At 71.1% G+C, this 23,526-nt stretch carries 20 protein-coding genes; 7 read left to right on the top strand and 13 right to left on the bottom strand.

The features are described from left to right. Positions 1-54: 54 nt before the first annotated feature. From OG417_RS26300 to OG417_RS26310, 3 genes are all read right to left on the bottom strand, one after another. Positions 55-387 (bottom strand): 2Fe-2S iron-sulfur cluster-binding protein, encoded by a 333-nt coding sequence (locus OG417_RS26300; RefSeq protein ID WP_329261459.1) that lies wholly within the window; start codon positions 385-387, stop codon positions 55-57. A 116-nt stretch (positions 388-503) separates the two neighbouring features. Then, positions 504-1,778: an NAD(P)/FAD-dependent oxidoreductase gene (locus tag OG417_RS26305; protein WP_329261461.1), complete on the bottom strand. Its 1,275-nt coding sequence runs from the start codon at positions 1,776-1,778 to the stop codon at positions 504-506. 380 nt (positions 1,779-2,158) lie between these two features. Next, a complete protein-coding gene (locus OG417_RS26310) occupies positions 2,159-2,338 on the bottom strand; it encodes a hypothetical protein (RefSeq protein ID WP_329261463.1) in 180 nt (59 codons plus the stop codon). Positions 2,339-2,547: 209 nt separating this feature from the next. Here OG417_RS26310 and OG417_RS26315 point away from each other — a divergent pair, with 209 nt between their 5' ends. From OG417_RS26315 to OG417_RS26340, 6 genes are all read left to right on the top strand, one after another. Next, positions 2,548-3,261: a class II aldolase/adducin family protein gene (locus OG417_RS26315; protein ID WP_329261466.1), complete on the top strand. Its 714-nt coding sequence runs from the start codon at positions 2,548-2,550 to the stop codon at positions 3,259-3,261. 272 nt (positions 3,262-3,533) lie between these two features. Then, positions 3,534-3,710: a hypothetical protein gene (locus OG417_RS26320; protein ID WP_329261468.1), complete on the top strand. Its 177-nt coding sequence runs from the start codon at positions 3,534-3,536 to the stop codon at positions 3,708-3,710. A 483-nt stretch (positions 3,711-4,193) separates the two neighbouring features. Next, positions 4,194-5,300: an ABC transporter substrate-binding protein gene (locus OG417_RS26325; RefSeq protein WP_329261471.1), complete on the top strand. Its 1,107-nt coding sequence runs from the start codon at positions 4,194-4,196 to the stop codon at positions 5,298-5,300. A 58-nt stretch (positions 5,301-5,358) separates the two neighbouring features. Continuing rightward, positions 5,359-7,110, top strand: a complete 1,752-nt coding sequence (locus OG417_RS26330; RefSeq protein ID WP_329261474.1) for an ABC transporter permease — start codon at positions 5,359-5,361, stop codon at positions 7,108-7,110. A 19-nt stretch (positions 7,111-7,129) separates the two neighbouring features. Further along, positions 7,130-8,341, top strand: coding sequence for an ABC transporter ATP-binding protein (locus OG417_RS26335; RefSeq protein ID WP_329261477.1), 1,212 nt, complete (start codon positions 7,130-7,132; stop codon positions 8,339-8,341). Between the two features lie 51 nt (positions 8,342-8,392). Next, a complete protein-coding gene (locus tag OG417_RS26340; protein WP_329261480.1) occupies positions 8,393-9,478 on the top strand; it encodes an ornithine cyclodeaminase family protein in 1,086 nt (361 codons plus the stop codon). A 9-nt stretch (positions 9,479-9,487) separates the two neighbouring features. Here OG417_RS26340 and OG417_RS26345 read toward each other — a convergent pair whose 3' ends face one another. From OG417_RS26345 to OG417_RS26370, 6 genes are all read right to left on the bottom strand, one after another. Beyond that, positions 9,488-10,609, bottom strand: a complete 1,122-nt coding sequence (locus tag OG417_RS26345; RefSeq protein ID WP_329261483.1) for an extracellular solute-binding protein — start codon at positions 10,607-10,609, stop codon at positions 9,488-9,490. A gap of 93 nt (positions 10,610-10,702) precedes the next feature. Further along, complete coding sequence (locus OG417_RS26350) at positions 10,703-12,469, bottom strand: thiamine pyrophosphate-binding protein (RefSeq protein WP_329261486.1); 1,767 nt, start codon at positions 12,467-12,469, stop codon at positions 10,703-10,705. Between the two features lie 181 nt (positions 12,470-12,650). Next, positions 12,651-14,402: a thiamine pyrophosphate-binding protein gene (locus OG417_RS26355; protein ID WP_329261489.1), complete on the bottom strand. Its 1,752-nt coding sequence runs from the start codon at positions 14,400-14,402 to the stop codon at positions 12,651-12,653. A gap of 17 nt (positions 14,403-14,419) precedes the next feature. Then, positions 14,420-15,307: an AAA family ATPase gene (locus OG417_RS26360; protein WP_329261492.1), complete on the bottom strand. Its 888-nt coding sequence runs from the start codon at positions 15,305-15,307 to the stop codon at positions 14,420-14,422. After that, positions 15,304-16,374: a cupin domain-containing protein gene (locus OG417_RS26365; protein WP_329261496.1), complete on the bottom strand. Its 1,071-nt coding sequence runs from the start codon at positions 16,372-16,374 to the stop codon at positions 15,304-15,306. The genes OG417_RS26360 and OG417_RS26365 overlap by 4 nt, the downstream gene beginning before the upstream one ends. 9 nt (positions 16,375-16,383) lie before the next feature. Then, positions 16,384-17,409, bottom strand: a complete 1,026-nt coding sequence (locus OG417_RS26370; protein ID WP_329261499.1) for a cupin domain-containing protein — start codon at positions 17,407-17,409, stop codon at positions 16,384-16,386. 340 nt (positions 17,410-17,749) lie between these two features. Between OG417_RS26370 and OG417_RS26375 the strand changes: the two genes are divergently transcribed. After that, positions 17,750-18,583 carry an NAD(P)-dependent oxidoreductase gene (locus OG417_RS26375; protein ID WP_329261502.1) on the top strand — a complete coding sequence of 278 codons (834 nt, stop codon included), beginning with the start codon at positions 17,750-17,752 and terminating at the stop codon, positions 18,581-18,583. A gap of 39 nt (positions 18,584-18,622) precedes the next feature. On the opposite strand, the gene OG417_RS26380 is transcribed toward OG417_RS26375, so the two are convergent. The 4 genes from OG417_RS26380 to OG417_RS26395 are packed head-to-tail and all read right to left on the bottom strand — an operon-like array spanning position 18,623 to position 23,491. Further along, the gene (locus OG417_RS26380; protein ID WP_329261505.1) at positions 18,623-19,405 is read right to left on the bottom strand and encodes an enoyl-CoA hydratase/isomerase family protein; all 783 of its coding nucleotides are present in this window, start codon (positions 19,403-19,405) and stop codon (positions 18,623-18,625) included. Continuing rightward, positions 19,402-21,534: an acetate--CoA ligase family protein gene (locus OG417_RS26385; protein WP_329261508.1), complete on the bottom strand. Its 2,133-nt coding sequence runs from the start codon at positions 21,532-21,534 to the stop codon at positions 19,402-19,404. The genes OG417_RS26380 and OG417_RS26385 overlap by 4 nt, the downstream gene beginning before the upstream one ends. Next, on the bottom strand, positions 21,534-22,370 hold the full coding sequence (locus tag OG417_RS26390; protein ID WP_329261511.1) for a p-hydroxycinnamoyl CoA hydratase/lyase: 837 nt from the start codon (positions 22,368-22,370) through the stop codon (positions 21,534-21,536). The genes OG417_RS26385 and OG417_RS26390 overlap by 1 nt, the downstream gene beginning before the upstream one ends. Positions 22,371-22,396: 26 nt before the next feature. Further along, entirely contained in the window at positions 22,397-23,491 is a 1,095-nt protein-coding gene (locus OG417_RS26395) for an ABC transporter substrate-binding protein (protein WP_329261514.1), read from the bottom strand. Between the last annotated feature and the right edge of the window lie 35 nt (positions 23,492-23,526).

Below are 23,526 nucleotides of genomic sequence, written 5' to 3' on the forward strand. Positions count from 1 at the left end.
GCGTCGGCGGAGTGATCCGGCGGGCGGTGCCTTCGTCTCCCTCGCTTCGCCCGTTCACGGCTGCTCCGGGGGGATCTCCACGGTCAGGCCGTCGAGGGCCTCCGTGACGCGGATCTGGCAGGAGAGACGACTGGTGTCCCGTCGCTCCGAGACACCCATGTCGAGCAGGTCCTCCTCCATGTCGCCCGGAGGCCCCACCGCCGACGCGAACTCCCCGGCCACCCATACGTGGCAGGTGGCGCAGGAGCAGTTGCCGCCGCACTCGGCGACGATCCCGGGGACGCCGTTCTTGACCGCGGTCCCCATGACCGTGTCACCGACCGCCGCGTCGACGGCGTACTCGCGACCGGCGCTGTCGATGTAGATCACCTTGGCCACAACGCCCATGTCCTCCCGCGGTCGTTCCACTCCGTCTGCCGGATGCACGTGCCGGTGAAGTGTCTTGTCTTTTGGTATGTCCATTAGACCAGATGCCGTCAGAGGGTACAAGCGGCCCACCGTGCCTAGGTCTCTGTCCGGTGTGCGATGGCGGCCGGATCGCCGATGAGGGACTTCAGCGGAACCGTGGGATCGCCGGCGCGGTCCCGGGCGATGGTCGCTCCCCGGCCGAGCGCCTTGCGTACCGCCATGTAGTCGGCCGGGCGGTTGACGGCGTCGATGGCCAGCAGGCGGTTCCGCCGGTAGTAGAGGACCGAGAAGCTCTCGTCGTCGGGGTCACCGCGTACGACCTGGTCGTCGTGGTCCGCCGACAGGCCGGCGATCTGCAGCCTGAGATCGCCCTGGTAGGACCAGAACCACGGCACCGGCGTCACGCCGTTCGGCCGTCCGAGAAGCGTCGAGGCCGCGGCCTGGGCCTGGGCCACGGCGTTCTGGACCGACTCCAGGCGCACCCGTCCCTGCCCCGTCATCGGGTGCGGCTGAACGGTGCAGTCGCCGGCGGCGACGACCATGGGATCGCTGGTGCGGGCGTGGGTGTCGACGACGATGCCCTGGTCGCATGTGAGCCCCAGTTGCTCGGCGAGTTCGGTGCGCGGCAGAACGCCGATCCCGACCAGGACCAGATCGGCGGGCAGCCGCGTTCCGTCGGAGAGCTCGACGGTGGTCACCTGACCCCGTTCACCCTCGAAACCGGTGACGCCGGCGGACAGCCGGACGTCGATGCCGCGGCGTCGATGCGCGCGGCGGTAGAACTCCGAGACGACCGGGCCCACGGCCCGCGCCATCAACCGGTCCGCGGCCTCGACCACCGTGACGGACCGACCGGCGGCGCGTGCCGCCGACGCCACCTCCAGGCCGATGAATCCGCCGCCGACGACGATGACGTTCGTGGCGGTCGCGAGCCGCGCCCGCAGGTCCACGGCGTCATCGTGGTCACGCAGATAGCAGATCCCGCCCAGGTGCGCGCCGGGTAGGGGGAGCCGCCTGGCGTCCGCTCCCACGGTCAACGCCAGCCGGCCGAAGGGCAGCTCGCGCCCGCTCGCGGTCGTCGCGACGCCGGAGCCCACCGGGCCCGACGCGGACAGGCTCACTCCGGTCACCCGTTCACCGCACACCAGGTCGATTCCGGAGTCGGTGTAGAAGCCGGGCGTGCGGAACGTCAGCGAGTCCAGGTCCGCCCGGCCGGCGAGGAACTCCTTGGAAAGGGGCGGCCGCTGGTACGGCGGACGTGTCTCCTCGCCGACCAGGACGATCGGTGAGGTGTCGCCGAGCTGTCGTAGCGACACGGCCAGCTGTACGCCGGCCTGACTGCCGCCGACGATCAGTGTTCCCTCACTCATTCCGGTCTCCGGGAGCGGGTCCGGAACGGCTGCGTGAGTCGAGGCCGCCCGGCCGTCGGAGTCCGCCATGGGCGACGCGACTGGTCCCTGCGTGACATGGGGTCCTCTCGCTCATAGGGCTTAATGTTAGACCATTATACCCTTCAGGGTCGGGGTGTCCCTGCGGACGGGAAGTGGGAGCGTCCATCCGGCTACGGCGCACCCCCCGGGGCCGTGGCCGAGGCGCGCCGGTGCGGCGCGAGAACCGGAATTCATCCGCCCGTGCCGGGCTCGGCCGGCGTGTGGTCATGCGAGGTGCCGGGCATGTCGCTCACCCGCTCGTGCATGGCGGCGTGGTGTGCGGGAGGGAGGGAAGTGCGGCCCGCGGGGAACCCCCGCTGTCACCGTGGCTCCGCGCGGCCGGTGAGGCTTCGCGGGCGGGCGGCCGTGGTCAGAGCGGCCGCGGTCAGGGCCGCCGTGGTCAGGGCCGCCGTGGTCAGGGCCGCCGTGGTCAGGGCGGCCGTGGTCAGGGCGGCCGTGGACCGCGCTCCGGGTGAGCGCGGATGCGGGGGTTCCTCCACTGTCGCCTCCATCGGGTGCGCGGTGAGACGGTCCGGTTGTCGCCATGGCACGCTGAGGTACGGGGTGTAAGGTATGTTGGTCTGACCTTATCTCCTTAGTGGGCTCGGTGGGAAGGCGTGGACGTCCCGCTGCCGGGACGCCCGGCCGGGATGCTTCCGGCCCCGAAGCGGGAAGGCCCGCGGCGAAGCACGGAGAGGACGGACCGCACATGACCGATCCGCGCGCGACGGTGGCCCAGGCCTGCCGCATCCTCGCGATGGAAGGGCTCGTCGAGGGCGTGCTGGGGCACGTCAGCGTGCGGACCGGTGAGAACCGGATGCTGATCCGGTGCCGAGGCGGGGACGAGCGCGGGTTGATGTTCACCGACGAGCGGGACGTCCGGCAGACCGATCTCGACGGCGCCCTCACCGGCGCGGCGGAGGGATACGCCGTACCCAACGAGCTGCCGATCCACGGTGAGGTGCTGCGCGCCCGCCCCGAGGTGAACGCGGTCGTGCACGCCCACCCGCCGGCGGTGCTGCTCTGCGGTGTGGCCGGGCTCGAGCTGCGACCGGTCTTCGGCGCGTACAACATCCCGGCGATGCGGATGGCCCTTGAAGGCGTCCCGGTCTATCGGCGGTCGGTGCTCATCCGCCGGCCCGACCTCGCGCACGAGATGATCGCGGCGATGGGGGACCGGCCGGTCTGCGTGCTGAAGGGGCACGGCATCACCGTCACGGGCGCGAGCGTGGAAGAGGCCGTCGTGCGGGCCGTCAACCTGAATGCCCTGGCGACGGTCACGCTGGAGCTGGCCCGGCTGGACGCCCGGCCGGAGGACCTTCCGGATGACGACGTCGCCGAGTTGCCGGATCTCGGCTCGGCCTTCAACGACCTGTCGGTCTGGCGATACCTCGTGGAGAAGGCCCGCTCTCGCGGCATGTGACCATCGCACGTGGAGTCCCGTACGATGCGGAGCTTCGCACGCCGGCGTGGTCGGGAGCCTCGGCGTGAGGCCGGCGATGGAGAGTTCCGAACCAGGGGCGCCGGTGATGGGTGATTCGTTCCCCGATCGCGGCCAGGCCGGTACCGGTGACGCGGAGCTTCGTGTCCCCGGCCGTGGCCGGGGACCGTGCGAGAGGGCGGTGGCCGCCCGGCCGGGTCGGCGCCGGACCGTCGGCGACCGCGCACGGGAGGACGAGGGACGCGTCGACGCCGTTGGCGATCCGCAGAGGCCGGCCGCCGGGCCGAGGTGAGGACCGCGGCGTTCAGGGTGTCGGCCGTGCGCTGCTCACCCCGGCGGCCCTCGCGCTGATCTGCACGGGGTTCGCCGAGGGCCCCGAACACAACCGGGCACCGGGCCGCCCGCGTACGAGGCGTCTCGCCGGCCGGTGAGACGTCCTCGCCGTACCGGTGACCGCCGGTCTGATGGTTGCTTTCGGCCAGTAGATGCTGCTAAGCCGCTGTTTCGGGCGTATTTCTTACCGGTAACTCTTGTAATGGTATTACCTTCAAACCATAATGGCCGAACCGGCGGACGCAGGGAGAACGGCCTTCGGGGCGAGCCGGCCCGATGGGTCCGTCGAGTACGGAGCCGCGTGAGCGGCTGAAGGCGGCCGGAGGCGAATCGCGTGAAAAAGGTCGGTGCCGGGGTCGGAGTGGTCGGTGTACCCGCCGTGATGGCCGAACGCCCGCACCGGACGGTCTCGGGCGAGAACCCCTCGGCCGACGTGACGGCGCCGACGGCGTCGTCAGGCCGCCTTCGCGGTCCGCACGCGTGAGGGGAGACATCGTGCGCAGGGACTGTTCCGCGTGCCGGCTCCCACCCAGCAGTCAAACGAATCGTCCGATCGGGGGGTACGACAAAGGAGGGGACCGATGAGGCCCTCTGTTCGGCCCGGCCGCACGACCGCGCTCGCTCTCACCGCCGTTCTGCTCGCCGGATGCGGTGGCACGCCCACCGCCGCCTCCGGCGGTGGCGCAGGCGGAGGCAAGGACAGCGCGGCGCTCGCCAAGTACGCCGCCATGCCCGACGGCCAGCTCGTTTCCGCCGCGAAGAAGGAGGGCTCGGTCGTCATCTACGCGTCGAACAGCTCCATCCAGGAGAACGCGGCGGCCTTCGAGAAGCAGTACGGCATCAAGGTGAAGACCTACCGAGCCGACTCCGAGGAGGTGCTGCAGCGGGTGCTGCAGGAGGCGGGTGCCGGCAAGCTGCCCGCCGACCTCGTCGACACCAATGGCGGCGAACTGCTCGCCATGGCCGCCAAGAGCGTGCTCGCCGACTACGACGACAAGCAGGTCACCAGCCAGCTCAGACCCGGCTCCGTGCACCCGGGGTGGGTGGCGACCCGGTACGACGCGTTCACCGTCTCCTGGAACACGGCCAAGATCAAGACACCGCCGACGAGCTACCAGGACCTCACCGACCCCCGGTTCAAGGGGCAGATCGAACTCGAGCCCGACGACTGGGACTGGTACCTCGGTCTGCACAGCTACTTCACGAGCCGGCTGCACTGGAGCACCCAGCAGGCCGACGCCTTCTTCACCAGGCTCGCGGCCAACGCGAAGGTGGTGAAGGGCCACACCGTCCAGGCGCAGTTGCTGGACTCCGGGCAGGTCGGCATCGCGCCCGACGGCTACAAGCACCTGATCGACGAGGACCACTTCGGCAAGGGCGCCCCGGTGGTCTGGCAGCCCGTCGTCCAGCCGGTCCTGTACCGCCCCAACGGCATCGGGCTGACGAGGACGGCCCCGCACCCGGCCGCCGCCACGCTCTACATGAAGTGGTCGCTGACCGACGGGCAGCAGCTGTTCCCCAAGCAGTACCGCGTCCCCGCCAACCTTTCGGTCACCACCAAGAACCCCATCCCGGCCGGAACGAAGATCTACGACATTCCGCTCGACCAGATGACGAACGACAGCGCCAAGTGGAGCGAGGGGTGGCAGAAGCTGCTCCAGGGCGCGCCCACCGCCGGCAAGGGCTGATCTCCGTCGCCTCGCTCCGGAAGCGGGCGAGTAGACGGTCCGATGTGAGGAGTCCTCGATGACCACAACCACTCCCGTTCGCCCGTCGCCGGAGGTTCCGCGGCTGCCGGACGGTACGCGCGTCGGCCTGCTGAGGCGGGCGCGCGACGCGGTACTCACCCCGCGCACCGCGATCGTCGGGATCTGTGCCGTCGTCGTCGGCTATCTCGCGATCGTGCCGCTGTACTACCTGCTGTGGGGCACGTTCTTCGACGAGCACGGCTTCACGCTGAAGGGCTTCGGCGAGGCGTTCGGGAAGGGCAGCCTCGCCGGGCCGATGCTCCTCAACTCCATCGAGTTCGCCCTCGGATCGGCGGTCTTCGCGCTGGTCCTAGGGGCGGCTCTCGCCTGGGTTCAGGTACGCACCGACGCGCCGCTCAAGGGGCTCTTCTTCGCGGCGTCGCTGGTGCCCCTCATCATCCCGGCGATGCTGTACGCCATCGCGTGGATCTTCCTCGCCGACCCGCACACCGGTGTGATCAACAGGGTGTTCGGCACACAGGTGCTCAACGTGTTCTCGATGCCCGGAATGATCTGGGTGCAGGGGCTGCACCTGTCGCCGATCGCGTTCCTGCTGATGGTCGCGGCCTTCCGCGCGATGGATCCGTCGCTGGAGGAGGCCGCGCTGATGTCCGGCGCCTCCCGCCGCGCGACGCTGCGCCGGGTGACCGCGCCGCTTCTGCGTCCGGCGATCATCGCGTCCGTGGTCCTGGTGTTCGTGCAGTCGATGGAGAGCTTCGAGGTGCCCGCCATCATCGGGCTGCAGGCGAAGATCTACGTGTTCACCAGCCGCATCTACAACGTCCTGCAGATCTATCCGATCGACTACCGCGAGGCGGGCGCGCTGGCCGTGGTCCTGCTGGCCATCGCCGCGTTCGCGGTCCTGCTGTCGAGCTGGCTGTCGCGGCACGCGTCGCGGTACCAGACCATCACCGGAAAGGGCTTCCGGCCGCGTCCGATCGCGCTGGGGCGCGCCCGGCCGTTCGTCGGTGCGGCCGTCATCATCTACTTCTTCGTCACGGCGGTGCTCCCCGTCGGTGTACTGCTGTGGGCCAGCCTGCTGCCGTACTACCAGGCACCGTCCGGCAAGGCGGTGAGCTCGATCACGCTGCACAACTACAGCACCGTCCTGCACATGCCGCTGGCGCTGACCGCGTTCCGCAACTCGGTGCTTCTCGGGCTCGGGGCCGCGACCGGCGTGATGTTCCTGACCGCGGTGGTCGCGTGGCTCATCGTGCGGACCCGGGTGCCCGGCCGGCGCGTGCTCGACGTGCTCGCCTCGACCCCGCTGGTCATCCCGGGCCTGGTGATGGGCCTGGCGGTGCTGTTCGTCTACCTGCGCTCGCCGCTTCCCATCTACGGCACCCTGTGGATCCTGCTGATCTCCTACGCGACCCGCTACCTGCCGTACGGGATGCGGTACTCGGTGACCGCCATGGCGCAGATGAACAACGAACTCGAGGAGTCGGCGCTGGTGTGCGGGGCGTCCTGGTGGCAGAGCTTCCGGCGCATCCTCATGCCGCTCATGAGCTCGGGAATCCTCGCGGGATGGGTCTACATCCTCGTGGTGTCGTTCCGCGAGCTGTCCAGCACGGTCCTGCTGTACAGCCCCGGCAAGGAGGTCCTGTCGGTGCTCCTCTGGGAGCAGTTCAACAACGGCAACTTCACCGTCGTCGCGGCGATCGGTGTCCTGATGGTGGTCACCCTCATGCTGCTCGTCGGTATCGCGTACCGGGTCGGCCTGCGCTTCGGCGCCGGCACCGACTCCTGACGGAAGGAACGCTTGAGCCATGCTGGTCGTAGACGATCTGGTGAAGACCTTCGACGGTTCCGGACGACGGGCGAGATCCGCGGACGACACCCGGGTCCTGGCGGTCGACGGCGTGAGCTTCGACGTGCAGGACGGTGAGCTGTTCACCCTCCTCGGCCCGTCGGGCTGCGGCAAGACGACGACACTCCGCTCCATCGCCGGCCTCGAGCGGCCGGACGGGGGGCACATCGCGCTCGGCGACCGTGTGTTCTTCGACGGCAAGCGCAAGATCAACACCCCGGCCAACAGCCGCCGCCTCGGCATGGTCTTCCAGTCGTACGCGATCTGGCCGCACATGTCGGTGTTCGACAACGCGGCCTTCCCGGTGACCGTGCTCCCACGCGGCCAGCGGCCCTCGCGGACGCAGCTCCGCGAGCGCGTCATGCGCGTGCTGGAGGTGACCGACCTGGCGGCGATGGCCGATCGCGCCGCCACGAAACTGTCCGGTGGCCAGCAGCAGCGCCTCGCCCTCGCGCGGGCGCTCGTCGGCGAGCCGGACCTGATGCTGCTCGACGAGCCGCTGTCGAACCTCGACGCCAAACTGCGGGAGGCCATGCGCTTCGAGCTGAAACGGCTTCAGCGCGAGCTGGGCCTGACCGCCATCTACGTCACCCACGACCAGGCCGAGGCGCTGGCGATGTCGAGCCGGATCGCGGTCGTGAACGAGGGCAAGATCGTCCAGGTGGGCAAGCCGCGCGAGATCTACGAGCGGCCGGCGAGCGAGTTCGTCGCGACCTTCGTGGGCGTCACCAACCTGCTCCGCGGCACCGTCGCCGCCGTCGACGCGGCGGACGGCTCCTGCCGGGTCGACACTCCGGACCTGAGCGTCTGGGGAGTGATGACGGGATCCCCGCTCCAGGTCGGAGACGACGCGGCGGTCTCCATCCGGCCCGAGTGCGTCCAGCTCGACGCCGACACCGACGGCGCCCGGGCGGACGGCTCGTCCGGTGTCCGGAACGAGTTCTCCGGCGAAATCGGCACGCGCGCCTTCCTCGGTGACTCCGTGGACCACGTGATCGCCGTCGGCAAGCAGGAGATCCGGAACCGCTCCAACCCGGCCCAGTCGATCGCGCCGGGCAACCGGGTGGTCCTCCGCATCGACCACACGCGCGTCGCCGTCATCCCGCCGGCGGACCAGAAGACGGCCGCGGCCGGCGTGGCGGCGACCGAGACGCCCGGTGACGCCGGGTAACACGAGCGACCGACGGCTCGGCACAGACGGAGATCTCGGAAAGGGCGTGGCATGCGGCTGCTGGACAACGACGACGTCAGGTCGGTGCTCGACATGCGGGGGACCATCACGGCCCTCCGACGAGCGTACGACGACCTGCGTGACGGCGAGGCGACCTACGTGCCACGCATCGACATGTTCGCCCCGACCGGGCGCCCCGACGACTACTACCAGTGGGGGAGCATGGCCGGGGTGAGCGTGTCGTACGGGATCGCGGCGGTGCGGATCAAGTCGGACGTGGTGTCCTGGCAGGGCGGCACGCACGAGAAGTACTGCGTGCGGCCCGGCCGGTACTGCGGGCTCATCCTGTGCTTCCGCGTGACCGACGGCGCCCCGCTGGCCATCCTCCAGGACGGCTACCTGCAGCACATGCGCGTCGGCGGCGCCGCCGGGATCGGCACCGACGCGCTGGCGCGCGGCGACGCCGCCACGCTCGGGGTCCTCGGCTCGGGCGGGATGGCATGGACCTTCGTCGAGGCGATCGCGCAGGTCCGCGAGCTGACGACGATCCGCGTCCACAGCCCGACACCGGAGCACCGCACGGAGTTCGCCGGCCGGATCCGCTCCGAGCTCGGCATCGACGCCGTCGCGGTCGAGCACGCCGAGCAGGCCGTCCGGGGCATGGCGATCGTCGCGACCGCCACCGACTCCATGTCACCCACGTTCGACCCCGCATGGCTCCGGCCCGGCGCGCACGTCGTCTGCGTCACCCGCCGCGAGCTCGGCGACGCGCTGCTCGACCACGCCGACGTCGTGACACAGCTCGGGATCCACACCGTGCCCCACGGCGCCGACGTGCCGATGATGGAGTGGAAGGCCGGGGCGATCGCCTCGTACGTCGCCGGCCGTCCGGAGGACCGGCGGCGCATCCCCGCGGGCCGGGCGCCCGAGAGGGGTGCCTGGCCCACTCTGCTGGACCTGGAGACCGGGCGTGTGCCGGGGCGCCGGAGCGACGACGACGTGACGGTCTTCGTCACCACCGGCACCCAGGGCCTGCAGTTCGCGTCCGTGGCCGGTCACGTGCTCGAGCGGGCCGAGAAGGCGGAACTCGGCCGGCGGTTGCCGGCCGAGTGGTTCCTCCAGGACATCAGGGACTGAGGGCGCCGGTCACTTCAGCTTCGGCGTGCTGCTGATCAGCCGGTCCCACTCGTCCGCCCACTTCTTCTGCTGGGCCTCGTACCCCTTGGTGTCATAGGGCACGACGTTCAGGCCCTTGGTCGTCGTGTCCCCGGGGACCTTGGTCGCCGGTGTCAGCCCCTGGTCGACGAGAACCTTCTGGCCGTCGCTGAGCATCCAGTCCTCGAAGAGCCATGCCGCGGCGGCGTGCTTGGCCGCGGCGGTCACCGCCACGCCGTTCGGCCGTGCGAACGCCGGAACCGGGTTGGCGCCGCCGGCGCCGACCGCGGTGACGGGAGCACCCTTCTTCGCGACCACGGTGTACTCGTAGCTGTAGTTGTCGGCGTTGAGCGCGGTCTGGCCGGCGGCCAGCAGGTCCGCCATCGTGATGTGGCCGTTGACGACCTTGGCGTTGGCCACGATCTTCTGCCACAGCTGCGTGATCTCCTGGTCGCTCTTGCCGTGGTCCTTCCACCACTTGGTGACGTTCTCGTACCAGTCGTTGTCACTCTGCTCGATGGAGATCTTGCCCTTGAACCGCGGGTCGGCGAGGTCCTCCCACGACTTCGGCAGGTCCTTCTCCTGCATCTGCTTGGTGTTCCAGCCGTCGACGAGGATGTTGAGACGGTCGGCGATCCAGCTGGTGTAGTGGTATTGGCTCGGGATCTGCTTCCCGGCCGTGCCGTCGTAGCCGCCGAAGATCTTCTTGGTGCCCAGGACGTCCATCTCGGAGAAGTTGCTCTCGATGACGTCGGCGCCGAGCTTGTTCGCCGCGGCCTCCTGGAGTGTGCGCTGCAGGACGTCCTCGGAATGCCCGCGGTACGTCGACACCTTGATACCGGTCTGCTTGGTGAACTCCGCCGCGACCCGGTCGGCGATGTCGGCGTTCATCGAGGTGTACATCGACAGGGTGCCACCCGCGGACTTGGCCTCCTTCAGCGCTTCGGCGCGGGCCTGGTCCTTCGGCATGGCGTTCAGCTTCTGGTATGTGGCGGCCGCCGCCTTTCCGCCCTTGCCGGATCCGATGTCGGAGTCCTGCGCAGGGGTGCCGCCACAGGCGGTCAGCGCCAGGCCCAGCGTCACCAGGCCCGCGGTCATCGTCGGTTTCCTCATCCGTCTCGCCTCCATGGTGGAACCGGGTCGCCGCTTCGGCTCGGGTCGGACGTGTCGAGGGCCGGGCGGCGTGCCGGCACCTCGCCGTCCCGGTCAGTGGCGTGCCGTCCGCACGTGGACGACGGCCACCGCACCGTCCACCGCGTCGGCCGTCGCGGCCCGCAGGACCGCCGGCAACTTCTCCGGATCCTCGACGGTGCCGTGTGCGGCGCACCCGTACGACGCCGCCAGCCCGGCGATGTCGATGGCCGGATCACCGATGCGCATGCCGATCCAGGAGTTCTCCTCCGGCCGGCCGCGGTGCCGCGCGACGTGCGCCTGGTGGGGCTCGTCGTTGTAGAACGAGCTGTTGTCGTTGACCACGACGAGCATCGGGATCTTGTAGTGCACCGCGGTCCACAGCGCGCCGGAGGCCATGAGCAGGTCGCCGTCACCGACGATCGCGACGCCGAGCCGGCCCTGGTCGCGCGCGGCGAGCGCACCGCCCACCATCGCTCCGGGGCCGTAGCCGACGCCTCCGCCCCCGGAGTGCCCGAGGTACTCGCCCGCGCCGCCGAACTCCCACACGCCGGCCGGCCAGGTCCGTGTGTTCCGCAGCGTCAGCAGCCGGTCGACGTCGCGGACCGCGGCCCACGTCTCGGCCACCAGGCGCCCCGGCCAGATCGGCGTGTCCGACCAGTGGGCGCGCAGCTCGGCCTCGGCCCGCTCATGCACCGCGGCCCGCCGCGACCGTGCCTCCGCCGCCGAGCGCTCGACGTCGTCGTCGGCGCGTCGCCCGTCGAGCGCGTCCACCAGCGCCTCCAGGCCGGTGAGCGGGTCGGCGAGCAGCTGCACCGCGCGGGGGAGCGGGGCGGCGAAGGCGTTCGCCCACGACCGCATCGCCAGGTCGCCCGCCGACAGATCGATGATCGCCGGTAGCGGCGCGCCGACGGCCGCGGCGCCACGGTCACCGCGGCCGCGGTCCGCCAGCAGGCCGGGGAGATCCACCACGTCCACGGCGAGGACCACGTCGGCGTCGCGCGGCAGGCGCGCGTCGCCGGTGCAGTTGGCCGGGTGCGCGGTCGGGAACGCCACCAGGTTGCGGTCGTCGACGTACGCGGCTCCGATCGTCTCGACGAGCCGGCGCAGCAGCGGTGTGGCGGCCGGGTCCAGTCCGACCCGGCCGCCGACGACGACGGGCAGGCGCGCGCCGGCGAGCAGGCGTGCCGCGGACTCCACCTCGGCCGGGTCGGGCCAGAGGGGTGGGGCGGGGCGGTGCAGGGCCAGGTCGGGCAGGTCCACCGGGCCGGGGAGCCGCTGCTCCTGCACACCCGCGTCGAGCGAGACGTAGACCGGCCCGGCGGGTGCCGAGTGGGCGAGCTGGTGCGCGCGTACGACGCTGTGTGCGAAGGCCTCCGGAGTCGTGGGCTCGTCGTCCCACTTGACGTACTGCCGCACCAGCTCGGCCTGGGTGGTGGCCGAGTGGAGCCAGTCGATCGGCCGCCGTGCGGCGGGATCGGCCGGCCCGCTGCCGCCGAGCAGCAGCAGCGGTGCGCGGTCGGTGAACGCGTCGTAGACCGCCATCGACGCGTGCATCAGGCCGACGAGATCGTGTACCGCGGCCGCGACCGGACCGCCCCGTGCCTTGGCGTATCCGTGCGCCAGCGCGACCGCGATCTCCTCGTGCAGGCACAGGAGCAGCTGCGGCGTCTCGTTGCCGCCGTGGTTGACGACCGAGTCGTGCAGTCCGCGGAAGCTCGACCCCGGGTTCATCGGCAGGTACCGGTAGCCGAGCGCGTGCAGGAGGTCGACGACGAGGTCGGAGCCGAAGCCCGGTTCGGTACGCCGCGGGGGAAGGCCGGCCGGTCGCTCGACGCTCACCGCAACGCTCCCACGGCCGGGTCCTCGGGGCTGGCCGGCAGGGGGCGATGGTGGTGCGTGCGCTCGGTCAGATGCGGTTCGACCATGGGCGTCTCTCGCCTCCAAGGACTAATGGACTAACCAAAATAGACCATAAGTGGCACATGCCACAAGAAGCTGGGAGATATCGCCTCCGCCGCTCTCAGCGCGGATGGCACACCACGTCGACCAGGGCGGGCAGCCCGGTGGCGGTCACCCGGTCGGCGGCGCGTCGGACGGCCGCGCCGACCCTGCCCGGGTCGTCGATCGGACCCTCGGCGTACCAGCCGAACGAGCGGGCCAGCGCGGCGAAGTCCGGCGCCGGGTCGGCGATCTCCATGCCGATGTACGCGCGCTCGATCGGGGTGCCGCGTTGCCGCGCGAGGCGTTCCTGGTGCTCCCAGTCGTTGTGGTAGGCCCGGTTGTTGTACATCACCACGAGCATCGGCAGCCGGTAGTACGACGCCACCCAGAGGGCCCCGGCATCGAACATCAGGTCGCCGTCCGGTTGCAGGTCGACGACGAGACGCCCGCTGCCGCGGTGGGCGAGCGCGACCCCGAGGGAGATGCCGATCTGCGTGGCGGTGCCGAGCTGGCGCCCGGGGTGACGGTGCGGCGCGTCGAAGTCCCACAGGCGCCGGGCCCACTCGGCCGCGGTGCCCGCGGTCAGCACCCAGTCGTGGTCCTTGACCACGTCCCAGACCTCGGCGGCCAGCCGCGAGGTGGAGACCGGCGAATCCTCCGCGTGCCGCGCGGCCTCGGCCTCCCAGGAGGCGCGCCGGTCGGCGTGCAGGCCCGCCAGCCCGGCGGCGTACGCCCTCCGGCGTCCGGCCCGGTCCGCGTCGTCGGCGCCGACGAGTTCCCGGCACAGTGCGAGGAGCATCGGCAGGGCGACGACGGTGTCGGCGGTGACCTGGAGATCGGTCTCCAGCAGGGCCGCGTGGTCCTCGCTCCACGAGGAGGTCCCGATGTCGCCCAAGCCCAGGTCGAGAACGGTGGTGCCGGGCGCCAGGCGCGAGGTGATCGTTCGGGTCGTCGAGTCCAGCCGCTGCGTCGGCTTGCCCATGTCCTTCACGTCGACGAACAGCACGCAGTCGGCGCGTTCGATGGCGGTGGTCCCGGTGACGCACAGCGGATGGCGGTTGGGGAAGTTGAGCCGGATGCCCGTGTCGTCCACGCCCGCGCCGACCACCTCGGCCAGCTCGGTGAGCAGCCCGAACGCCGCGGGGTCACGGCCGGCGTAGCCGGGCACGATCACCGGCCGTTCGGCCGCGCAGAGGAGTTCCGCGAGCCGGCGCAGGGCGGCCGGGTCGGGACCGATCCGCGACGGTGCCGCCAGGCGCGAGAAGTCCGGCATCGCCACCGGCTCGTCCAGCGGGTCCTCCTGCAGCCCGGCGTCGAGCGCCACATAGACCGGGCCGCAAGGTTCGCTCGTCGCGATCCGGTGCGCCCGCGCGAGGGTGGTCGGCACGTCGGAGACCGAGCGCGGTTCGTGGTCCCACTTGGTGTAGTCGCGGACCGCGTTGCCCTGGACGTTGGCCGAGTGGATCCAGTCGATGTTGGGTCGCCGCCGGTCGTGCGTGGCCGGTCCGGAGCCGCCCAGCACGACGACCGGCGCGCGGTCGAGGTGCGCGTAGTAGATCCCCATGGCGCCGTGCAGGAGACCGACCACGTTGTGCAGGATGACGCCCATCGGCGTTCCCGTGGTCTTGGCGTAGCCGTGCGCGATCCCGACCGCGATCTTCTCGTGCGGGCAACAGATCATCTCCATCTCGTTGCCCGCGTAATTCACCAGGGAGTCGTGCAGGCCACGGAACGAGGACCCGGGGTTGAGGCTGACGTACGGCAGGCCCAGCGCCCGCATCGAGTCCACCATCACGTCCGAGCCCCAGGCGGGCTGGTCCGTCGTGTCCATCGGTCCTCCCGTCGGGATCACGCCGCACCGGCGGGAACACCGGTCGCGGCCATCAGGTCGTCCGCCTCGAGCCTTCCGGGGTCCATGGCCACGTCCAGCCGCTGCGCGAGGGCGGCGAGGACGAGTTTGCGCACCCGGCGGCCGTCCCACCCCGCACACCGCTCGGCGACGCGGGCGTGCAGCTCCTCGTCGGCCGCCAGCTTGGCGAGCTCCGGCCACAGCCCCGCGAGCTCGACCAGGGAGTGGCGGATGATCGAGGCGATCGTGGCGGTGTCGGGGAGCTCGAACGTGATGACGAGGTCGGCGCGGGACAGGAACGCCTCGTCGACACCGGTCAGGAAGTTGGTCGTGGTGAGGAAGAGCACGCGGGGGAGTTCGGCGGCGATGGCGTCGATCCCGGCGAGCACCGCGTCCGTGGACCGGTGCACGTCGACCGGGTTCGTCTCCATGGAGGCCGCCGAACGGGCCACCGCGAAGGACTCGACCTCGTCGATGAGCACGATCGTGTGCGGCCGTCGCATCGCGAGTTCGGGGATCGTGTCGCGGAGCAGCCGGGTGATCGCCCGCTGGCTCTCGCCGAGCAGTTCGGAGGGGAACGCGTGCGGGTCGATCTCCAGATAGGTGGTCGCGCCCTCCGCCGCCACCGCGAGGGCGGCGCGCTGGGCGAGGCCACGGGCGAGGGTGGTCTTGCCCGTGCCCGGCGGGCCGGCCAGCACGATCAGTCCGTGCGGCAGCCCGGCGAGGGTCGCCAGGCGCCGCCCGTGCAGGAGGGTGAGCAGCGCCTGGGAGAGCAGTCGCTCCTTCAGGCCCGGTGGCGTGACGATGTGGTCCCAGGGGCCCTCGTGGTGATCGGCGGGCAGGGCGTGCAGCGAGAGCACGCCCTCCGGCAGCGCCGGTCCGTTCACCATTCCCAGGTGGGCCGGGTGAGGGCCGGCCAGTCGATGGTGCTGGGATCGCCGGCCTGCTTGTCGCGGATCGCGTCCGGCGGTTCCTCGAACAGCACCATCGGGTCCATGAGGACGCGCATCGTGTCGAGGAGGCTGTCGAACATGTGGATACGTACGACTTTGGCGGTGTGGTCCGGGTCGGAGTTGAGGTGCTGATGCCACAGGTAGTGGTCGACGACGATGATGTCGCCCTTCTTCCACTCGTGGAACTCTCCGACCTCGGGCTCGGTGCCGAGGAACGACCTGCCGTGACCCTCCACGACGTACAGCCAGGCCTCTCCGGGGTGGCGGTGCATCGACTGGCCCCGGCCGGGCCCGATCTCGAACATCGCCATCGACATGCCCGACGCCTGGTAGCCGATCGCCCGGTCGAGGAGGAACGTGGTCCGGGTGCCGCGGGGGGTGTTGAGCAGTTCCAGCTCGTCCCAGTCGGTGTGGAGCCGGCCGTTGCGCCGGCGGTCCTGTTCGGCCGCGAGGCGCTGGCTGCGCCGGGCGTACGGGTCGGCCCCGGGGATCGCCGGGGACTGGACGGGCTTGGGCGCCAGCTCGGCGTACGGGGTGTCGCCGCCGTCCTCGTAGATGGAGTAGCCCATCGTGAACATGAGCGGCTCGGCGGAGAACGTCAGGTACCGGCAGGGCTCGGTGCCGTCGTTGCCGAAGCGGTGCCAGGACCACAGCGGCAGGTGCAGTGAGTCGCCGGGCCCCCAGTCGATGCGCCGGCCGTCGATCTCGGCCCAGCCGTGGCCGGCGACGCAGAAGACCATGACGTCCCAGGAATGCCGGTTGACGTTCGTGACCGTGCCCGGGTCGAGTTCGTGCGCGAGGGCGTCCATCGTCCGCGTGGGGCGGTCGCCGTCCGCGCCGACGTACACGCCGCGGCGTACGCCCGGCGCCGTCTCGGCCATCGCGACGTCCTCACGGGCCACGACGGTCTTCTGGTAGCCGCGCCATTCCTCGAGGAACTCCGCACGACGCTTCTTCTGCACGTGGTAGTGCGTCACGCGGGTGGTGGTTCGGTTCGGCATGAGCGCTCCTCAGGCCTCGGCGTTCGCGGGAGTACGCGCGTCGTCGTATTCGGGGGCGTTCTCGAGGTAGACGACGTTGTCGTAGCCGAGGTGCTTGAAGATGCGGTTCTGGCCGGAGAGCAGCTGGAGAGGGGTTCCGTCGGCGGCGAAGTGCTGGGCGACGGTGTTGTGGGGGACGTAGAGGGTGTCGCCGGCCTTGATCTCGTGCCGCGTCGGCTCCTTGGCCACCCGCGCGTAGTAGCGTTCGGCGATCTCGGCCTCGACCTCCCAGTGCAGGCTGTATCCCTCACCGGAGAGCACGTACAGCACCTCATCGGCCATGTGCCAGCGTTTGCCCGACCGGCTCCCGGCCGGAATGTCGAGGACGAAGGCGTCGACGCTGAAGGTCCGCACGTCGGTGTGCCGGGGGGAGGACAGCACGCGTACGCGGCCGAGGGGCGTGGTCTCCCAGGGCGTGTCGGCGGGCTTGACGACCTTCTTGCGGTCGTCCACGCCGGGCGTCCAGATCGCGCCCCAGTCCTCGCGCGGCCCGAAGCGGTCCTCGTCCTCGACCGGGCCGCTGCGCCCCTGCTGGATGAGACCCAGGTACATCCACAGGGACTTGGCCTTAATCACCAGGCAACGGGCGGTCTGGTCATAGGGGTTGAAGTGGCGGTGAACGGAGTCGGTGTGGACCAGGACGAGATCGTCTTTGGACCACTCGTAGCGCTGGTCGTCGTGGATCTCATAGCCGGCGCCCTGCAGGATGTAGAAGGCCGCTTCGTTCTGGTGCCCGTGGCCGTGGTTGGAGGAGTGGGGAGGAAGCTCGACGAAGTGAACCTGGAGGCTCTGGGTCAGGAACGGGTCGTCGCCCGGACCGATTCGCCACCATGTACGGGACTGCGCCGAGTCGCCGGAGTGGGCGACCTTGGCGTCGTCGACGACGACCGAGTCGTCGCGGACCCGGGGAGCGGCCAGCTGCCGGCGCCGGAACTCCTTCAGCCCGTAGGTCTCCGACGTGATGCCACGCAGAAAAACCCGCCCGCTCTTGCCCATGTGAACCTCCAGTGGTCTTCGTCGCGCGGCCACGACGGGGGCGGAAGCGGTCCGCCCGGGCCGTCACGACGCCGAGCGCGCAGGGGACGGGGGACGGCCCGGTGGGACCGGCCCCGACGATCGGCGCGCCGGCCGATACCCGCGCGGGTGTGCCGCCCGCCGTACGCTGCGCTCCATTGGTACTACCTTTATACCTAAGTGGGAGGCCGGTCAATGAGGCGGCGTACCGTGATGAGGTTGCTACGTTTGGTCATGCCGATTTTGGGATTGAAAATGGTATTACCAACATGCCATAGTGCGTAAGTTGCGTCGGGTTCGTGGGCCGGCCGGAGGCCATGGGATGACAGTGGTGGGCGCGCTGGGACTCGGCGCGATGGGCGGTCCGATCGCCGGGCACATCCGCCGGGCCGGATTCGACGTACGCTGCCTCGACATCGATCCGGAGGCGACCCGGCCGCTGGCCGCGCTCGGTGCCCGGGTCTGTGACTCGCCGGCGGAGCTCGCCGCGGGCACCGACGTCTGCCTGGTCTGCCTGCGCGGCGACGAGGACGTGCTGGAGGCGTGCCTGCCGGACGGCGGGCTGCTGGCCTTCCTCAAGCCCGGCTCGGTGCTCGTCGTCTGCAGTTCGGTACGCCCCGAGACGTGCCGGACGCTGGCCGGCGCGGCGAACGCCGTGGACGTGCTCGACGCGGCCCTGACCGGCGGCGTGCGCGGTGCCGAGGCCGGGGAGATCAATCTGCTGGTCGGCGGGGAGGAGGCGCCGCTGCGGCGCGCCCGTCCGGTGTTCGACGCCTTCTGCTCGGCAGTTCACCACCTCGGCGAACTCGGGTGCGGTCAGGTCGGCAAGACCGTCAACAACCTGATCCACTGGGCTCAGATCGCCGCGATCGCCGAGGCGCTCTCACTCGGCTCGCGACTCGGCGTGCCGCCGGAGCTGATGCGTCCCGCGCTCGCCGCCGGGCCGACCGACAGCCGTACCCTCCGCGAGATCGAGCTGATGCGCCTGACGTGGTACGTCAAGGACATCGACAACGCCCGGCGGATGGCTCGCGCCGCCGGCACGCCGTTGCCGCTGACCGACGAGGTCCGCCGCCTGATGGACCACATCACCGTGCCCGGCATCGCCGCGCTCCTGGAGGAGGGCCGCCCGATCGACCTCCCGGCCCGGGAGTGACCGCGGTGCGGGAACGGCCTGCGGCCGTTCCCGCACACCTCACGTGCCGGCGGGCCCGTCGTCCCGCTCCGTGCCGCCTGGCGGACGGGCCGCCGAGGACAGGACGTTGAAGAGCGTGTCCGTCCAGGCACCGGCGTCCTCGGGTGCGTCCGTCGCCTGGCGCACACCGGCCTTGGCCGCGTACAGGACCAGATCCGACCGTGCCGTCAGCGACCGGGCCAGCCGCGCGACCTCGCCCTTCAGCTCGGCCGCGGGCACGACCTTCGCGACCAGGCCCCAGGACAGGGCGGTCTCGGCGTCCAGCGTACGGGCGCAGAGCAGCATCTCCATCGCACGTGCCTCACCGACCATCCGGACCAGGCGTCGCGCCCCGCCACCCCCGACCACCATGGCGTGGTCGACCTCGGGATAGCCGAGACGGGTGCCCTCCGCCGCGATCCGCAGGTCGGCGGCGAGCGCGACGTCCAGCCCGCGGCCGAGCACGTGGCCGTGGAGACCGGCGACCGTCGGCACCGCGCACGAGGCGACGGCGGCGGCGAGGTTGCCGTGCACGCGCGTCCACAGCGCCACCCGGGCACCGGGGTACGGGCCGCGCGGCTCGCGGAGATCCTGGCCCGCGCAGAACGACGGCCCGGCGCCGCCCAGCGTCACGGCGCGCACCTCCGGGTCCTGGCTCGCCCATGCGAGCGTCGCGGCGAGATCTTCGCGCATCCGCGTGGACAGCGCGTTGTGTTTCGCCGGCCGGTTCAGCACGACCTCGGCCACCCCGCCGGTCACCGTGACGACGACGTCCTCACCGGTCGTCGGCTGCCGTACCGTCATCGTGCCGCCCCTCCCACGGCCAATGCGTCGAGGGCCAGGGCCCCGCTCCGGCCCGGCGACGCGACGAGCGGGTTGATCTCCGCGGCGGACAGCAGGTCGCCCAGTTCGGCGGCGAGCCGGCCCATCGCGCAGACGGCGTCGAGGACCGCGTCAAGGTCGCAGGCCGGACGGCCACGCCACGCTCGGAGGAGCGTGGCCACGCGGGTGCGGTTCAGCGCGGCGAGCGCGGTGTCGCGCGAGCAGCCTGCCGGCGCGAAGGCGACGTCGCCGAACAGCTCCACACCGACGCCGCCCGAGCCGACCATCACGACCGGCCCCACCTCCGGATCGCGGACGAAGCCGACCACCAGCTCGACATCGGCCGGCACCTGCTCGGCGACGAGGAAATCGGTACCCGCGCCATGCCGGGCGGCGATGCCCGCGCAGGCGTCGCGGACGTCGTCCGGAGTGGTCAGCCCGAGCACCACGCCGCCCACGTCGGACTTGTGGCCGACGTCCGCGGAGACGAGCTTGACCACGTACGGCGCGGTGAGCCGGCTCGCGGCCCGTGCCGCCTCCTCCGGCGTGCCCGCCTGTTCCTCGCGGGGTGTGCGCAGGCCGTAGGCGCGCAGCAGCGACTTCGCCGCGGGCTCGGTGAGCCGGTCCGTGCCCGAGGCGGACAGCAGCCCGGCCGCGAGCGTCCGCCGCTCCGTGACGCCGGGATCCGGCTCGCCGGGCGGCGGAGGCGACGGCGTCGCGCGGGCGATGGCGGTCACCGCGCCGAGCGCCCGGTCCGTACCCTGCAGGAAGGCCAGGTTGCCCAGCCGGTCGCGCAGCGACCGGCCATGGGCGGTGACGTTGACGGACGCCATCGAGAACAGCGCGACCGGTGTCCCCGAGCCGGCCACCGCACCGCCGGGGAACCGTGAGTCGAACAGCCGCAGCGTCCGCTCCTTGCCCGGTTCGGCCCGGCCGAGGAGCTCCTCCTGGAGCAGGACGACGCCGACCGCCGGGTCCGCCGCCATCGCCTCGACGCAGCGCGCCAGCGTCTCCGGGTCGGACAGGCCGGCGTAGCCCGAGTCGAGCGGGTTGCTGACCTCGACGCCCTCGCCGACCAGCTCCCGCAGGCGGCGGTGCGTCTCCCCGCCCAGCTCGGCGAAGGTCGCGCCCTGCCGCTCGGCCCCGTCGAGCAGCAGTTCGCGTACGCCGCCGGAGACGGTGACGGCGCCGACGGCGGGCCCGCGCGGGCGCGCGACCCGGGACAGGTACTCACACGCCTCGACCGCCAGGTCCATGCTCGCGACGCAGACGATCCCCAGCTGCTCCGCCACCGCCGAGAACGCGGCGTAGGACCCGGCGAGGGCGCCGGTGTGGCTGGCGGCCGCCTGCCGGCTCTGCGGCGTCTGGCCGGCCTTGAGCACGACGACGTGCTTGCCCGCCGAGATCATCTCCGCGCAGGCGGCGAAGAACGCGTCCCGGTCCCGGATGCTCTCGGCGAACACCAGGACGACCCGTACACCGTCGTCGGTGGCGAAGAAACGGAGGTAGTCGGCGGTGGTCAGGCAGGTTTCGTTGCCGCTGGAGACGACGTAGCGCGTTCCGATGCCGCGGTCGGCGAGGACCCGGTTGAACGACATGATGATGCCGCCGCTCTGGCCCACCACGGCGATCGGGCCTTCCTTCAGCTCGGCGAGCCGCGAGTCCGTGGTCGTGACGAGCGAGGCCGGTACGGAGATGTTGCCGAGGCAGTTCGGCCCCGAGACGGCCAGCTCGTCCGCCGCCGCGATGTCGCGCAGCCGATCGAGCAGCCCGCCGCGCTCGCCGCCGAAGCCGCTGGAGAACACGGTGGCGCTGCGCGCGCCCGCCTTCCCCGCGCCGTTCAGGACCTCCACGGCGGCGGGGGCGGGCAGCAGCACGACCAGGTGGTCCGCCGGGCCGGGGAGGGAGGCGAGGTCCGGGTAGCAGGGCTCGTCCCACAAGGTCGGATGCCGCGGGTTGACGGCGAAGACCGGGCCGGGGAAGCCGAAGCGCCGGAGGTTTCCGCGGATCCGGTCCGCCCACCCGCCGGCTCTGTCGCGCGCCCCGACGATCGCCACGCTCCTGGGCCGCAGGAGCGCGGCGACGCCGTTCGCGGCCTGCTCGCCGGGCATCAGGCGCGGGCCTGCGGCATCGGTGCGAACCCCGGGCGGTACTCCTTCTTCAGGAAGCTCTCCGCGCCGTCCGTGCGCCCGGCCTGTGCCTGCCGGCGCCTGAGCTGGTCGGACTTGGCGGTCAGCCAGGACAGCGACGCCTCGGCCGACATGCCCCGGATGTCCACGCCCTTGAACGCCTCCTTGCAGGCGCGCAGGGTGAGCGGGTCCTTGGCCTTCAGCTCGTCGGCGAGCTCGCCCACCGTACGCTCGAGGTCGGCGAGCGGGACCGACATCGTGGTCAGGCCGATCCGCGCCGACGTCGCGCCGCCGAACGTACGGCCGGTGAGGATGTAGTACAGCGCCTGCTTGGGCGGCATGAGGTCGGCAACGATCTTCGTCACCATGCCGCCGGGAATGTGTCCCCAGTTGACCTCCGACAGCCCGAACGTCGCCTCGTCCGCCGCGACCGCGATGTCGCAGGAGGCGACCACGGTGAAGGCACCGCCGAAGCAGTAGCCGTTGACGGCCGCGATCGTCGGCTTGGGGAAGTTGTACAGCAGGCGGTACCGCCAGTCGTGCGAGTCGCGGCGGGCCTGCTCCCGGGCGCGGGCGTCGTCGCGGATCTCGTGGAAGTACTCCTTGAGATCCTGCCCGGCGCAGAACGACCGGCCCGCACCGGTGAGCACGAGGACCTGCGTGGTGTCGTCGTCGGCCAGCCGGCGTAGCGCGTCCACCATCTCCCGGTGCATCGTCGGGTTCATCGCGTTGCGCTTGTCCGGCCGGTTGAGCCGTACGGTCGTGACGCCGTCGGCGGTGCCCACGACGATCGTCTCGTAACCGTCCATCTCTGCCATGGATGCTCCTTTCGAAACCGCGTGGGTCAGCCGGCCTCGACGAAGAGGCGCTGGTAGAGGGAGTTCCACTGGGACATCTGCGCCGACGCCTGATCGGCGGGCACGTAGTTGGCGGTGAACCTCCCGCCGTCGGGCTTCAGCGCGGCAAGCTTGGCGGGGACCGCGGGACTGGCCGGGATGTCCCCGTGGTCGGCGATGATCTGCTGGCCCTCCTTGGAGAACATGAAGTCGAGGAAGAGCATCGCGGCGTGCGGGTGCGGCGCCTTGGCCGCGAGCGAGATCCGGCCGAGCTGGCTGGTCACCGGCTGCAGCGGCACCCAGTCCACCGGAGCGCCGTCGGCCCTGCTGCCCGTGACCTGGTGGTTGAAGACCTGGAGCGCGATCGGGAACTGGCCGGCCACGACCTGGTCGAGCACGGTGCGCCCGGAGGAGTTGACGTTGTGAATGTCCTGCTTCGCCAACTGCCGAAGGTAGGCCATGCCCTTGCTCTGGCCCATCGAGGTGAGGATGTTGCCGACGAAGGTCGGCGCTCCGGACCCGGCGCTGGTGCTCCAGGCCATCTTTCCCTTCCACTTCGGGTCCAGGAGATCCTGGTACGTCTTCGGCGGCTGACCCCGCGGAACGAGTTTGGTGTTGTAGGCGAGGACCATGTAGTAGAGCAGTTCGGTGCCCCAGTAGCCCTCGGGGTCCTTGAACCGCGACGGGAAGGACTTCAGCTCGGGGCTGTCGAACTTCTGCACGAACCCCGCCTTCCGCAGCAGCGTCGAGGTCCCGGACCCGTCGACCACGTCCGCCCGGTACGACCGGGCGCGGTATTCCTGGATCATCTTCTGGGCGACCTGGTTGGAATCCCCCCGGTACAGCTGAACGGTGATGAACGGGTACTTCTTGTGGAAGGCGTCGGCCATCGGCTTGGACACCTCCGTGGGGATCAGAGTGGTGTACCAGACGAGCCGCTTCTCCTTCTTCGCGCCCTCCACCAGCATGTTCGTACGGTCGGCCTTGGTGTACTGGGCCACTTGGGCGACCTGCTGCGCGGAGACGCCTCCGCTCGCGCAGCCGGCCACCGCGAGCGTGACGACCGCCGCGCAGAGCGCGCCGGCGACTCGATGACCGCGCATGTCCGTCCTCCTCACCCCCGAGACGTGTTCTCCGT

Source organism: Actinoallomurus sp. NBC_01490 (assembly GCF_036227085.1).
Lineage (GTDB): Bacteria > Actinomycetota > Actinomycetes > Streptosporangiales > Streptosporangiaceae > Actinoallomurus > Actinoallomurus oryzae.

What these genes read in the sequence shown, in the direction of transcription:
- OG417_RS26340 (WP_329261480.1), top strand. Translation starts at nt 8,393, where the DNA reads ATGCGGCTGCTGGACAACGACGACGTCAGGTCGGTGCTCGACATGCGG.
- OG417_RS26355 (WP_329261489.1), bottom strand. Translation starts at nt 14,402, where the DNA reads ATGGACACGACGGACCAGCCCGCCTGGGGCTCGGACGTGATGGTGGAC.
- OG417_RS26300 (WP_329261459.1), bottom strand. Translation starts at nt 387, where the DNA reads ATGGGCGTTGTGGCCAAGGTGATCTACATCGACAGCGCCGGTCGCGAG.
- OG417_RS26345 (WP_329261483.1), bottom strand. Translation starts at nt 10,609, where the DNA reads ATGAGGAAACCGACGATGACCGCGGGCCTGGTGACGCTGGGCCTGGCG.
- OG417_RS26365 (WP_329261496.1), bottom strand. Translation starts at nt 16,374, where the DNA reads ATGCCGAACCGAACCACCACCCGCGTGACGCACTACCACGTGCAGAAG.
- OG417_RS26385 (WP_329261508.1), bottom strand. Translation starts at nt 21,534, where the DNA reads ATGCCCGGCGAGCAGGCCGCGAACGGCGTCGCCGCGCTCCTGCGGCCC.
- OG417_RS26315 (WP_329261466.1), top strand. Translation starts at nt 2,548, where the DNA reads ATGACCGATCCGCGCGCGACGGTGGCCCAGGCCTGCCGCATCCTCGCG.
- OG417_RS26380 (WP_329261505.1), bottom strand. Translation starts at nt 19,405, where the DNA reads ATGACGGTACGGCAGCCGACGACCGGTGAGGACGTCGTCGTCACGGTG.
- OG417_RS26390 (WP_329261511.1), bottom strand. Translation starts at nt 22,370, where the DNA reads ATGGCAGAGATGGACGGTTACGAGACGATCGTCGTGGGCACCGCCGAC.
- OG417_RS26375 (WP_329261502.1), top strand. Translation starts at nt 17,750, where the DNA reads ATGACAGTGGTGGGCGCGCTGGGACTCGGCGCGATGGGCGGTCCGATC.
- OG417_RS26325 (WP_329261471.1), top strand. Translation starts at nt 4,194, where the DNA reads ATGAGGCCCTCTGTTCGGCCCGGCCGCACGACCGCGCTCGCTCTCACC.
- OG417_RS26305 (WP_329261461.1), bottom strand. Translation starts at nt 1,778, where the DNA reads ATGAGTGAGGGAACACTGATCGTCGGCGGCAGTCAGGCCGGCGTACAG.
- OG417_RS26395 (WP_329261514.1), bottom strand. Translation starts at nt 23,491, where the DNA reads ATGCGCGGTCATCGAGTCGCCGGCGCGCTCTGCGCGGCGGTCGTCACG.
- OG417_RS26335 (WP_329261477.1), top strand. Translation starts at nt 7,130, where the DNA reads ATGCTGGTCGTAGACGATCTGGTGAAGACCTTCGACGGTTCCGGACGA.
- OG417_RS26370 (WP_329261499.1), bottom strand. Translation starts at nt 17,409, where the DNA reads ATGGGCAAGAGCGGGCGGGTTTTTCTGCGTGGCATCACGTCGGAGACC.
- OG417_RS26330 (WP_329261474.1), top strand. Translation starts at nt 5,359, where the DNA reads ATGACCACAACCACTCCCGTTCGCCCGTCGCCGGAGGTTCCGCGGCTG.